This is a genomic window from Paenibacillus vulneris (assembly GCF_039543185.1).
In the GTDB taxonomy this organism is placed as follows: Bacteria; Bacillota; Bacilli; order Paenibacillales; family NBRC-103111; genus Paenibacillus_S; species Paenibacillus_S vulneris.
The window spans coordinates 19,234-32,233 of sequence record NZ_BAABJG010000029.1 but is presented as its reverse complement, the minus strand read 5'-3'; the positions used below and the strand labels follow the sequence as shown (position 1 = coordinate 32,233).

12 protein-coding genes are annotated in these 13,000 nt (G+C 50.6%); 1 reads left to right on the top strand and 11 read right to left on the bottom strand.

Annotated elements, in window-relative coordinates; all coding sequences use genetic code 11:
- Positions 1-149 precede the first annotated feature (149 nt).
- Complete coding sequence (clpP, locus tag ABEA66_RS24970; RefSeq protein WP_079914648.1) at positions 150-731, top strand: ATP-dependent Clp endopeptidase proteolytic subunit ClpP; 582 nt, start codon at positions 150-152, stop codon at positions 729-731.
- 60 nt (positions 732-791) lie between these two features.
- Here clpP and ABEA66_RS24965 read toward each other — a convergent pair whose 3' ends face one another.
- The 11 genes from ABEA66_RS24965 to hisF all read right to left on the bottom strand — a co-directional run bounded on the left by ABEA66_RS24965 (position 792) and on the right by hisF (position 12,983).
- Positions 792-2,558: a stalk domain-containing protein gene (locus ABEA66_RS24965; protein ID WP_345591804.1), complete on the bottom strand. Its 1,767-nt coding sequence runs from the start codon at positions 2,556-2,558 to the stop codon at positions 792-794.
- Between the two features lie 311 nt (positions 2,559-2,869).
- On the bottom strand, positions 2,870-3,139 hold the full coding sequence (locus ABEA66_RS24960; protein ID WP_028548982.1) for an HPr family phosphocarrier protein: 270 nt from the start codon (positions 3,137-3,139) through the stop codon (positions 2,870-2,872).
- 151 nt (positions 3,140-3,290) lie between these two features.
- Positions 3,291-4,220, bottom strand: coding sequence for a DNA-binding protein WhiA (gene whiA / locus ABEA66_RS24955; protein ID WP_079914645.1), 930 nt, complete (start codon positions 4,218-4,220; stop codon positions 3,291-3,293).
- A gap of 6 nt (positions 4,221-4,226) precedes the next feature.
- The gene (locus ABEA66_RS24950; RefSeq protein ID WP_192703457.1) at positions 4,227-5,213 is read right to left on the bottom strand and encodes a gluconeogenesis factor YvcK family protein; all 987 of its coding nucleotides are present in this window, start codon (positions 5,211-5,213) and stop codon (positions 4,227-4,229) included.
- Positions 5,210-6,109: an RNase adapter RapZ gene (gene rapZ / locus ABEA66_RS24945; protein WP_079914643.1), complete on the bottom strand. Its 900-nt coding sequence runs from the start codon at positions 6,107-6,109 to the stop codon at positions 5,210-5,212. Before rapZ ends, ABEA66_RS24950 begins: the two co-directional genes overlap by 4 nt.
- A 126-nt stretch (positions 6,110-6,235) precedes the next feature.
- Positions 6,236-7,186, bottom strand: a complete 951-nt coding sequence (locus ABEA66_RS24940; RefSeq protein WP_192703458.1) for an ROK family glucokinase — start codon at positions 7,184-7,186, stop codon at positions 6,236-6,238.
- A gap of 127 nt (positions 7,187-7,313) precedes the next feature.
- Positions 7,314-8,261 carry a thioredoxin-disulfide reductase gene (trxB, locus tag ABEA66_RS24935; protein WP_192703459.1) on the bottom strand — a complete coding sequence of 316 codons (948 nt, stop codon included), beginning with the start codon at positions 8,259-8,261 and terminating at the stop codon, positions 7,314-7,316.
- A gap of 50 nt (positions 8,262-8,311) precedes the next feature.
- Positions 8,312-10,063 carry a tetratricopeptide repeat protein gene (locus ABEA66_RS24930; RefSeq protein ID WP_079914640.1) on the bottom strand — a complete coding sequence of 584 codons (1,752 nt, stop codon included), beginning with the start codon at positions 10,061-10,063 and terminating at the stop codon, positions 8,312-8,314.
- Between the two features lie 106 nt (positions 10,064-10,169).
- Positions 10,170-11,120, bottom strand: a complete 951-nt coding sequence (locus ABEA66_RS24925; RefSeq protein ID WP_192703460.1) for a ribose-phosphate diphosphokinase — start codon at positions 11,118-11,120, stop codon at positions 10,170-10,172.
- A 418-nt stretch (positions 11,121-11,538) separates the two neighbouring features.
- On the bottom strand, positions 11,539-12,228 hold the full coding sequence (hisIE, locus tag ABEA66_RS24920; RefSeq protein WP_345591790.1) for a bifunctional phosphoribosyl-AMP cyclohydrolase/phosphoribosyl-ATP diphosphatase HisIE: 690 nt from the start codon (positions 12,226-12,228) through the stop codon (positions 11,539-11,541).
- Complete coding sequence (hisF, locus tag ABEA66_RS24915) at positions 12,225-12,983, bottom strand: imidazole glycerol phosphate synthase subunit HisF (protein WP_345591788.1); 759 nt, start codon at positions 12,981-12,983, stop codon at positions 12,225-12,227. The genes hisIE and hisF overlap by 4 nt, the downstream gene beginning before the upstream one ends.
- Positions 12,984-13,000 lie beyond the last annotated feature (17 nt).

Below are 13,000 nucleotides of genomic sequence, written 5' to 3'. Positions count from 1 at the left end.
CTTTATGAAGATCAAGCCTCTATACCTGGCAGCTATGCAGGTTGGAGGTTTTTTTGCAGGTATTGTTTGACCTTTCTTGACCTTTGTTTGTTTTTACGCTATGATGGTTATAGTGTTACCATATATGATCCTTAAGGAGGCTGCAGCATATGAGTTTCATTCCAATGGTCGTTGAACCGGATGCAAGAGGAGAGCGCGCTTATGACATTTACTCCCGCTTGCTGAAGGATCGCATTATTTTTCTGGGAACTCCGGTAAACGACGTTGTGGCCAATGCGATTATTGCCCAACTGTTGTTCTTGGCCGCGCAGGATCCGGATAAAGACATTCACTTGTACATTAACAGCCCTGGCGGTTCCATCACAGCCGGGATGGCCATCTACGATACGATGCAGTTTATTAAACCGGACGTGTCGACGATCTGCGTCGGTATGGCCGCGTCAATGGGAGCGTTCCTGCTTGCGGCAGGCGCCAAGGGCAAACGCTTTGCGCTGCCTAACAGCGAAGTGATGATTCACCAGCCTCTGGGCGGAGCGGAAGGACAAGCAAGTGATATCGAGATTCGTGCTAAGCGCATCTTGAAAATGCGCGACAAGCTGAATCACATCTTGGCTGAGCGTACGGGCCAGCCGTTCGAGAAAATCGAGAAGGATACCGACCGCGACAACTTCATGTACGCTGAAGAAGCCGCAGCATACGGCTTGATCGATAAAGTAATCGAACGCGTATAACCACAAAAAAGTTCCGGCCGCTGCCGTCAGGCAGTACCGGAACTTTTTTGTGTGCTTATATTACTCTTTATCATCTAAAGGATAGAAGATGAGATCGATGGGGAATGCCGAGCCTGCCGGAGGTGTAAATTCAATATCCAGCGATGGTTCCTTGCCTGTCGTCTTAGCCAGAATTTGCATGCCGTCGAATGCAGTCAACACGCCGGATTGCGGCACGAGCTGCATCTCGCCGTTAATTTTGAATGGGCCTTTGAATACGCCGCCGTACGCCAGAATCATAATGGCCATTTTACGCGGCTTATCGGAATGAATCTTGTAGACCACCCCGTAGTTGCCTTCGTTCTTCACATTCTGCTTTCTCATCGGGTCATAGCCCGGCTGGAACGGATCCGTCTCACCGTCACCGATAATAAGCCGCGATGGCGTAGTGAACGAGCTTGCGTTAATATTCCAGGTCACTTCCGATACCGGGAACGAGCCCCGTACATGACCGGTGAACGGCAGAAGCGGAAGCTGTGTCAACGTGTTTTGCGCAATCCGGTCTGTCGCGACAAAGGAGAATTGAATTTCTCCGTCCGTTTCAACATCATAGAACAAGTTTACGCCTTGACCCGGATAAAATTCCGGCATCTGCGAATAAATCAAAGTCTGATTGGCCGGAATGACCATCTCTTCATTGCGGGGGTCTTTCATCAAGAATTCCACCGACGCTTCGTTACCGATCAAATTTGCATACACAGAAGGCCATACTTCGCCTTTGTTGGTCGTCTTGATAGTGACCGGCTTGTTCGACATATTCTTGGCCAGAATAGCCATAGTCACCTTTTCCTTCGTTCCATTCACGTGGTCGGCGTACAGCCTTCCTTTTCCGTTCACGGTGTCTTGATACAAAATACCTTTTTCCGTGAATTCCTCCGGACTATCACTCACCAGAAGCTTTCTGGTGGAATCCGCGGTGACCTGCTTAGGCAGCTGCGGCAAATTCCAGAAGTTCCCCCACAGCGTGCTCCAATCCGTTTTGATGAAGCCGCCCGGAGGCTTAGTGTAAATTGGGTATTCCACTGCACTTAAGTACGTTTCACTGCTTATCGTTATGTTTCGGGTATAAGGCTCACTTTTGTTCCCATGAGCATCCCATACAGTCAGAGTAATCGGATACGTCCCCGGCGTGAAGAAAGCTTCGTTATTGCCGGTCCATTCATATTTTGCGATTCCTTCTGCATCCGGATCATAGCTGAGATCCACGTATTTCACCGGTTCGCCGATCCGGTAGGTGTCTTTTGCAAAGGCAAATTTCGCTACAGGCTTCGAATTCCCCGAGTTCGGAATATAAATCCCTGCCGGAGTTTTCGTATGGATGATCTCTACACGTCTCAATTCGTCATTGTACGTATAGCGGGCACCCATGTAGTCGGCCAGCCAAGTCAGCTTGATCAGCAAACGCCCTTCCGGACTGATCGCGGCTACGGAGTCAAACGGCTCCATCACGCCATTGATCCATACAGCTTTACGGTCGCTGTCAAGCACGATGTTGAAGCCTGGTGTTGCCATTTCAATCTGACGTGTCTTGTCGTTCCATTCCACCTTCAGACCCATTGCATCCCCCAGGAACTTGGCAGGCACAAACATTTTGTCTTTGATGATCGTAGCTGGGGAGTCTAACGTTACCTGTTTCCCGTTCAAAAACGCCTCCGCTTTATCGACATAGAGCAGAATGTAGGTCGAAGTCGACGCTACGCTCTGTGCCGAAGCCAACGGAGAGAAGAGGACGGTGAACAACAAGGTGATGATCATCATCAGAGACATTTCTCTTTTCATCTGTTTCATCTCTCTTACTCCTTCTAAAAATAAAAATATAAAAATAAGAACAGCAAAAAACCTTTTCTGCAGAAGACACGTCATTATAGACGCTCCGCTCAAGAAAAGGTTGCGCTTTTCTGTGCATCCCATACCACCCATTGTCTTCCATCCGGTAACGTAATCTCATTACCCGAATTCTCAGCATGGGCGACTGCGTACAGCAGCAGGTTATCGCCAGTAAGATATGCTCTTTGCTGCGCCGATCGGGCGCTTAAGCGAACACTTAAAACCTTCCCAAGTGGTGAAAAAGCTTCCTTAACGGAAGCCTGTGGCGGTTGTTATTGATTCTCCAGTTCCTCTTTGCTGACCAAAGCAACTAAAGCGTTTACAGCCTGCTCGGCGTCCGAACCTTCTGCACTAATGTACACTTCCGTACCTGTGCTGATAGCCAAGCTCATTATGCCCATGATACTCTTGGCATTGACTTTCTTCTCGTCCTTCTCGACGAAGATCTCCGAAGAAAACTTGTTAGCTTCCTGCACAAATAGTGCCGCTGGTCTGGCATGAAGGCCAGTTTTCAACTTTACGACTACTGGGCGTTTCGACATTCCAACCCATACCCCCTACTTCTTAATAACAAATGACCATCCAGATGAATGACCATGAAAAAGCGATTTTTCAAATATTATACCATTTATCCATCCGATACACTAGGCGTATCGTAAAATAACACAAAAAATCTATATTTTCCGTAAAGTGCTATGATTTACGAATTTTTTCCGCTAGCTCATCAATTTTCCGTAGACGGTGATTGACGCCGGACTTGCTGACATTGCCTTTTAGCAGATCGCCGACTTCTTTCAAATTCATGTCCGGATGCATAAGACGGATCTCCGCAACCTCGCGAAGCTTCTCAGGCAGATTCTCCAGGCCGATTTCCTTTTGAAGCAGACGAATATTATCGATTTGCCTTACGGCCGCGCCGATCGTTTTATTCAGATTCGCCGTCTCGCAGTTGACCAGCCGATTGACCGAATTGCGCATATCCTTCATAATACGCACATCCTCAAACCGCAGCAGCGCCTGATGCGCGCCGATCAAATTGAGAAACTCGATAATTTTCTCGCCTTCCTTAATGTAAAATACAAAGCCCTTCTTCCTCTCGATGCAGCGGGCGTTCAAATCAAATTCGTTGGCCAGCCGGCACAACGCTTGACAGTGCTCCTCATACATGGAGGAAATCTCCAGGTGATAGGAAGAACCCTCGGGATTGTTGACCGATCCGCCGGCAAGGAAGGCTCCGCGCAAATAGGCGCGCTTGCAGCAATCCTCTTTGATAATATCCTCTGCGATACCGGGTGTAAATAGAAACCCTTCGGATACGATCTGCAATCTGGACAAAATCTCCTGCACCTGATTCGGTACACGGACAATGTAGACGTTATTTTTTTTCAACCGCATTTTTTTACGTACCAACAGCTCGGTATGAACATTGAATTCCTTCTTCAACAACGTGTACATACGACGTGCAATAGCCGCATTCTCGGTTGAAACATCCAGAACGATACGCTGATTGGTCAGCTGAACGGACCCGTTCATTCGGATAAGCGCGGACAGCTCAGCCGTCTCACAGCAGGCATCGGACTGGATCATCGTCAGTTCTTTTTTCGTTTGTGCGGCGAAGGACATGGCAAATCACCTCTTCTTGTGCATCCAGCTCTCCACCAGTTGATATATGTGATGACTTAATTTGACGGCATCATGGCGCAGATAGGTCCGGAATAGAACAAGCTGGTCGCCGATTACCTTGTACCCGTTTTTCGTGACCTCTTCGAGGTCCAACGGAACGACCTTGGCTCCCTTTTCGGCATATCTGCTTTGTACTTGGGCGGGGATTTCTCCGTTATTGACGATAACATAATCGAACAAGTGATGTCCGACATGGTGGTATACGGCTTTCAAATGGTCGCTGACCGTATAATTATCGGTTTCTCCGGGCTGGGTCATAACATTGCAAATAAACATTTTCAGCGCCTTGGATTCTACAATCGTGCGTGTGATTTCTGGTACAAGCAGGTTTGGCATAATGCTCGTGTACAGGCTGCCGGGACCGACGAGAATGGCATCGGCTTGCTTGAGCGCATCAACCGCTTCATCCAGCGGGGGCACATCGGAAGGCTCGATAAAGACGCGCTTGATCACCTTGCCGGCCTTCGGGATCTTGGACTCTCCCACGACGACCGTTCCATCGGTCATCTCCGCCTTCAATACAATGGGATCATTGGCAGCGGGAAGGACGCGCCCGCGAACGGCAAATACACGGCTTAGCTCCCGTACTCCGGTAACGAAATCACCGGTAATATCTCGCATCGCTGCCAAGATTAGATTGCCCAAACTATGGCCGGCTAATCCTTGACCTTTCTCAAAGCGGTATTCCAGCATGTTGCCGAGCAGGGGCTCTACATCGGCCAATGCCGTCAATACGTTGCGGATATCACCTGGGGGCACCATTTCCAGCTCGGACCTGAGGATGCCGGAGCTCCCTCCGTCATCCGCTACGGTCACGATCGCCGTAATATCCATCGGCTTCTCCTTCAAGCCGCGGAGCATTACCGATAGTCCAGTGCCTCCCCCTATGACAACGATTTTAGGGCGCGCACTCTCAAGACGGGTATCCGTCATTTCTTCACCTCAACCCGGTCACGCTCGGAGTCCCGGTGGCTGACCCGTACCGTCTCCGTCTCGCTGTTCCCCATCACTTTACCCAGATATTCCGCAATGGCTACGGAACGGTGCTTGCCCCCTGTACAACCGATGCCTACGACAACCTGACTTTTGCCTTCCTTCTTGTACTGGGGAACAAGAAAGTTCAGCATATCGAGAAGCTTGCTGAGAAATTCCTGCGTCTCGTTCCATTTCATGACATAGTCGTATACTTCCGGATCTTGGCCTGTATTAGGCCGGAGTGTCTCCACATAATGCGGATTAGGAAGGAACCTGACGTCGAAGATAAGGTCCGCATCGATAGGAACCCCGTATTTGAAGCCGAAGGAAATCACATTGATCGAGATACCGTTCGATTCCAGATTCGTGAACCGCGACACGATCCGCTCCTTCAGCTGCGCAGGCTTCAGACTGCTCGTATCGATCACCTGGGTCGCCATGCCCTTGAGCTCCTCCAGAAGCTTGCGCTCCTGCACAATGCCTTCCAGAGGCGCGCCTGCAGGCGCCAGCGGATGCTTCCGCCGGCTTTCCTTATACCGCTGTACCAGGACGGAATCCGTCGCATCGAGAAACAGAATCTCATACGTCAGCGTATGGTTCTCCTTAATATAACGTAACGATTCCGACAGGGAAGTGAAGAATTCCCTTCCCCGAAGGTCAATAACTAGAGCTACTTTGCCGATACGGCCTTTGGATTGTTCAATCAATTCGGCAAATTTAGGTATGAGTACGGGGGGAAGATTATCCACGCAGAAAAAGCCCAAGTCCTCCAAGCTTTGCACAGCAATGGTTTTGCCGGCACCTGACATTCCGGTAATAATCACGAGTTTGCCTAAGGTATGCATTTCTTCCATGGGACTTTCCACCTCCAGAGCCCGGATTCCCGTCGGCTTGCCGCCTGAAACCCGAGCTGTTTTAACGAAACAAGCTCTTAAAACAAGCAGAACTCTTCCATCTCTATTTATATCAAACCGCGTCGACTAGGAGTGCAGATTCAAACCGGCGGCTCCTACCACTCCGGCATCATTGCCCAGACTTGCAGGGACGATTTCGACGCCCTCCTTGGCGGATTCCTGAGCAAATTCGTTGAAATACTTGCGAATAGCATCAAACAGAATATCTCCGGCCTTCGATACGCCGCCGCCGACGATAAACCTCTGCGGGTTCAATACGACCGACACAAGCGCCATAGATTTGCCTAAATAATAGGCTGCACGGTTAATGATCCGCAGTGACACCTCATCTCCGGATTTCGCCGCGTCAAAGACGTCCTTCGCCATAATGTTCTCTACCAATGCAAGCGAGGTATGCTCGCCGCGTTCCACCGCTTCTTTGGCCATACGGATAATGCCCGTCGCCGAAGATACAGTTTCCAAACAGCCTTTCATCCCGCATCCGCATTGAATAGCTTCCAGATCGGGAACGACGATCATATGGCCCAATTCGCCGGCCATTCCCTTAAACCCTTGGACGATGCTGCCGTTAACGATGATGCCGCCGCCGACACCGGTTCCAAGAGTATAGCATACGAGGTTCGGAATGCCCGCTCCCGCGCCGCTCCAGGCTTCTCCCAATGCCGCTACATTCGCGTCATTGTCGATTTTTACGGTTTTGCCGAGCTTCTCTTCAAGAATTGTTTTGATAGGTACGTTACGCCAGCCCAAGTTGGGGGATAGCTTAATAAAGCCTTCCGGGATATCCATAAATCCGGCGATGCCTGCTCCGATCCCGGCAACCTGATCCCATTCATATGGAGAATCCGCCACCAGCTTGCGCACATATTGCGCGATGTTCTCCAATACGACGTCGACACCATGTTCCGTTCCTGTCGGTCCTTCAAAGGTTTGCAGCAGCTTCCCATTCTCGTCGCAAAGCCCTACCTTAATGGCTGTTCCTCCCAGATCGACTCCAACGTACACTTTCTCTCCCATTTTCCTGGTCACCTCATAAACTTTGATCGCGTATTGTTTCCTGTTCCAACTATAAGCCAACCCCTTGCACAGGTCAAGAAGCCGAAATGAAAAAACGCGGAACCCCGGTCCCACGTTTTCCCCCTTATTACAGCGATTGACTCCAGTCGTGAACGGCATGTCCTTCCAAGAACTTCTCACACTCAAGAGCGGCCATACATCCGCTTCCGGCAGCGGTGATCGCTTGGCGATACTTGCTGTCCTGTACGTCGCCGCAAGCAAAAACGCCTTCCACATTTGTCTGCGTCGTGCCTGGCTTCACTACTATGTAGCCATGATCGTCGGTTGTAATCTGTCCGCCCAGGAAATCCGTATTCGGCTTATGGCCGATCGCAACGAAAATACCGTCGGTTTCGAGAACTTCTTCGTTACCTGTCGCGTTATCCTTCACTCTCAAGCCGGTAACGCCCTTCTCACCCATAACGACGCCGAGCGGAGTTTTGTTCAGGCTCCACGTCACTTTGGAGTTCGCGCGAGCGCGGTCCTGCATGATTTTGGAAGCGCGAAGCTCGCTGCGGCGATGCACCAGACGAACCTCTGTTGCAAACCTTGTCAGGAAGTTCGCTTCCTCCATGGCCGAGTCTCCTCCGCCGACAACAATAATTTTTTTGCCGCGGAAGAAGAAGCCGTCACAGGTTGCGCAAGTGCTTACGCCGCGGCCGATGCTTTCCTTCTCATTCTCAATGCCAAGCAGCTTCGCCGAAGCTCCGGTGGAAATGATCAGCGTTTCCGATTCGATATCTCCCAAGCCTTCAACCGAAAGCTTGAACGGACGCTTCGAAAGATCCACTTGATTCACCCAGCCGGTTTTAAATTCCGCTCCGAAGCGTTCCGCCTGCTTGCGCATGTTATCCATTAATTCAGGACCCATAATGCCTTGAGGAAAACCAGGGAAGTTCTCAACCTCCGTAGTCGTTGTCAATTGTCCGCCCGGCTCCGGACCTTCAATGACCAAAGGATTCAAATTCGCACGAGCCAAGTAAATGGCTGCCGTAAGCCCGGCAGGACCGGTTCCGATTACTATTGCTTTGTACATGTTCAGTTCCTCCTTAAAGTTTCCCTCTTCATCGCCATCCGTGTTGCTTGTTACTTCACCTTATTATCAAAGCTTGAGAACGTCGGGAAGATCGCTTCCATCTTCTCGCGAATGCCGCAAGCCTCATCAATCATTTTGACATTCTTGCTGATCGTCGCCGGAGTAACCTGGTAACGAGTCGACAGCTCGTGAAAAGAGATGGAGCGGCGGTGCATTTTGGCCGTCAAATATTCCAGCGCTGCCGCCCAGCCCTCGCTCTTCGTTATTTTCGGCACATTCGGGTAAACTCTCGATAAATATTCTACCCATAATGTTTGCAAATCGTACTGCTGTACCATATCATACCTGCGGTTCATCTCCTGCATGGCACGATCCATAACCTCCTGCCATTTCCGCTCCCAAACCGGCAAATTCGGCGAGAACGGCGAAGCAGGAATCGTCAGCCGATTCCCGTCGATGACTGCTGTGACCGGTTCACGCAGCCCGATATTGCGCAGCACGAAGATGGCTACCTTTTTCAGGTAATCGTCCTCTTTCGGCTCCTGGATAAAATCCAGAAGCGCCTCCTTGACCTCGCTGTCGCCAATCAGGCCAAAGGCTTGAATGACCTGCAGCTTCGTCTCGGTATCTCCATGACGCAGCGCCCAGAAGAAAGACGAACGGACCAAAGGATCCCGCTTCAAGTGGTCGGGCAAGCCCTCCGTAGACTTTTCCAGCCCGCGGAACTGCTCTTCAAAAGGAAGATGGTAGTGATAGCTGACCGAAGGCTTCACCTGCTCAGTGCGGGCCTTCTCCAGCTGGCTCAAATAAAACTTCGGAATTTCGGAGCCTGGATCGAACTTATCCGCCTGACGCCATTGACGCTCCGCCTCGTCGTACCGTTGGGTATTATAAGCTGCCACCGCCGTATAGTGGAACAGGCACGGATCGAGTCCTGCCTCCCCCGTCTTCAGCAAGCGCTTGAACAGACGGTAAGCCGTCTCGTGCTCGCTCAAGATCCCCATCGTTGTGGCCAGCTTAAACACATGATCCTGATGGAACGGATACGTTTTGCGCAGAACGCCGAGCAGCTCGGATAAGTTCTCCTTATCTCCGAAATGCTGGTAGAAAATGGCCAGATTGCACAACCCGTGCAGATTGCCCGGATCCAGCTCGAGCACCTGGCGTATCATATCAACGGATTTTTCAAAATGCCCCATGTAATAATAGGCCAAGGCCAGATTATTGCGTGCAGCCATGAAATCCGGATGCTTCTTGATAATTTTCTCTAAAATACGAACCGCTTCCGCAAATTTGCCCTCTTCCAGCATACTGCGCGCCCGGTCATGCTCGAACATGCCTTCCCGGCTTTTGATCGAGGTCAGCTTGGTCGGACGGTCCAGCTCATAGCTGAGCAGCTCGATCATCTCCTCCGACTCTTCAAGGAACTGGCCTGTAGGGTCGTTTTCGAGGTAATGAATGATCGCCTTTTCCGCCGATTCATAATTCTCCATATTGGCATAATTGTTGGCCATGTAGAAGTAACATTCCGTCATACTCGGATCAATATGATCCAGTACGTGCTGAAGAATGCGGTTGGATTCCTCGTAATTCCCCATCTCCGAAAGCAATCCCGCCAGATTGCAATGATTCACCGGATTCTCCGGTTCGTAATCAGCAGCCCGACGAAAATACTTTAATGCCTTATCGTAATGATATCGGTCCAAGGACTGAACGGCTCTTTCGAAAAAGAACGTGGCATCCATTTTCATCGGTATGACTTTCTCATGCTGACTCGGGTTAGCACGCTTTTTCTTTTCCATTAAATAAGGCACCTCCGGTTCCGACTGGAATTCACATAGGAAACCAGTGTTAGTTGATACAAAAAGTATAGCATAAAGAGTATGATACCCATACGTAGATTACATCTTATACCCCGCCGTATTTGAACAAGGAGCTGATGGAACCGCCGTCTTTTATAATTCGAATCGCATTGGATAATAATCCGGCTACGGAAAGCACCTGGAATCGGGATGAATGATCTTCAGGAATCGCAATAGAGTCTGTAATCACGACTTCCTTAATGTTCGGGTGATCCAGACGCTGCAGGGCAGGTCCCGAGAATACCGGGTGCGTCGCACAGATGTAGACATCGTTGGCCCCCCGTTCCTTCAAGCCCTCGACAACATTGACAATGGTCGTTCCGGTATCGATCAAGTCCTCGAAGATCACCGGCGTTTTGCCTTTTACGTCCCCGATTACGTGAGTAACGACCGCTTCATTGTGCGCATAGCGCTTTTTAAACATCATAGCGATAGGGGCTTCCAGCACGTTCGCCAGATTCTCCGCTCTAGTCACACCGCCCGCATCCGGAGATACGACGATCAGATCGTCGATTTCCTTCTTCTTGATATGAGCGCTCAGCAGGTCCAACGCCGTCAAATGATCGACAGGAATGTTGAAAAATCCTTGGATGGCAGGCGCATGCAGATCGATCGTGATAACACGGTCCGCACCGGCTGCATTCAACAGGTCCGCAACCAATTTCGCAGAAATCGGTTCGCGTGGAGCCGCTTTACGCTCTTGGCGGGAATAACCATAGTATGGAATGACAAGATTGATAGTTTTTGCCGACGCGCGCTTGGCTGCATCCATCATAACCAGGAGCTCCATGAAGTTCTCGTTGATGGGATGAGAAAATGTTTGTACCAAAAACACGTGGCAGTTCCGAATCGTTTCTTCGAAGCAGCAGTAAATTTCCCCGCACTTGAATCGGGAAAGCTTGACTTGGCCTAATGGAACACCCAGCTCGTTACTTATCCGTTCGGCTAGCTTAGGGTTGGATGATCCGGAAAAGATTTTCAATTTGTCGCTATACATGGTTACAGGTTACCTCCGCTATGGAATGTTTACGTAAATTTTCGTGGGTTGTTTTCCGATGCATCTATAACATCAACAGTCATTATACAATAAAAATGTCCACAACCCCAGTATACATGAAAACAAACGAATTATAAAAAGGCATTTCCGTGAAAAAAAGGGGATAAAGTGCATAACAGCGGGCTTTTTACCATTATAAGGGGCGTTTTGGGCATTGATTATTTCCGTTTGCCAAGCTTTCCCTCGCAAGACACAGAGCAAGGGCATAAACGGAAGCCCTCTCGTCGAACGGTCGGTCTTGCGCTCCATGCCCTTTTGTACTATAGCGGATTGCACCAGTTAAGAGGCTGCAGCGAGCTGGCATAGGCGGAAACATCGCCTTACTTAGTTGTACGCTGCGCCCTATCGGCGGTTTCGGTTATTTTTTATGTCTTCTATCGAGTTCTTTCATGACTTCGTCCAACGGAAGCTTCGCTTCGCGAAGAAGAACCATCAAGTGGAAGATCAGGTCGCTTGATTCATAACGAAGCTCGTCATTGTCGCGGTTTTTGGCTGCGATAATAACCTCGGCGGTTTCTTCGCCGACTTTCTTCAATATTTTGTCGATTCCTTTTTCGAACAGGTATGTCGTATAAGCGCCCTCCGGACGTTCCGCTTCGCGCTGTGCGATGACGGACTCCAGCTTGGACAGCATGGCAAAACGATCGTTTGCAGCCGTTGCAGGCTCTGCGGAAGCCTGGCCCTTGACAGGGACTTCATTATAGAAGCAGCTGTAGCGCCCCGTATGGCAGGCAGGACCGTTCTGAATGACTTGGACGAGCAGCGTATCGCCGTCACAATCATACTTCAGAGCACGAACCTGCTGCGTGTGTCCGGAGGTTGCTCCTTTGTGCCACAACTCGCTGCGAGAGCGGCTCCAGAACCAGGTTTCTCCCGATTCCAGCGTCAACTTCAGCGACTCCTCATTCATGTACGCCATCATAAGGACATCCTTGCTTACCGCATCCTGCACGATCGCCGGTACCAGACCTTGAGCATCCCACTTGATCGCTGCCGAGAGCTCCTCCCAGGAAAGCCCGGCTTGTTGTTCATTGTCCACGTTACTCATCGCACTTCGACCCCTTTATGTCTGAGGTTGCTCTTAACCTCATCGATTGTAAGCTCTTTATAATGAAAAATCGTCGCGGCCAATCCCGCGTCCGCTCTGCCTTCTGCAAACACATCGTAAAAATGGTCCTTCGTCCCCGCACCGCCGGAGGCGATAACCGGTATGTTCACCAGCTCGGACACGGCATGGGTTAACGGGATGTCAAAACCGTCCTTCGTACCGTCGGCGTCCATACTGGTCAGGAGAATTTCTCCTGCGCCGAGCTGCTCCGCCTGCTTCGCCCATTCCAGCGCCTTGATCCCCGTGCCATTGCGCCCGCCATGGGTGAATACTTCCCATTCTCCCCATGCCTCGTTAAACCGGGCGTCGATCGCCACAACGATGCATTGAGAGCCGTAACGGCGCGCTCCGTCGGAAATCAGTTGCGGATTCTTGATGGCGGCCGTGTTGATGCCGATCTTGTCTGCGCCTGCGCGGAGCAGCCGCTTCATGTCATCCACGCTGGAGATCCCGCCTCCTACCGTAAACGGGATTGTGATCTCGCCTGCGGTTTTCTTAACCACCTCGATCATCGTTGCCCGCCCTTCGACGGACGCGGAGATGTCGAGAAACACAAGCTCGTCTGCACCCTCCCGGTCGTAAATCGCCGCCAGCTCGACCGGATCACCCGCATCGCGCAGATTGACGAAGTTTACGCCTTTGACAACCCGCCCATCCTTAACGTCGAGACAAGGAATAATACGTTTGGCAAGCATCGGTTCGTCCTCCCCCG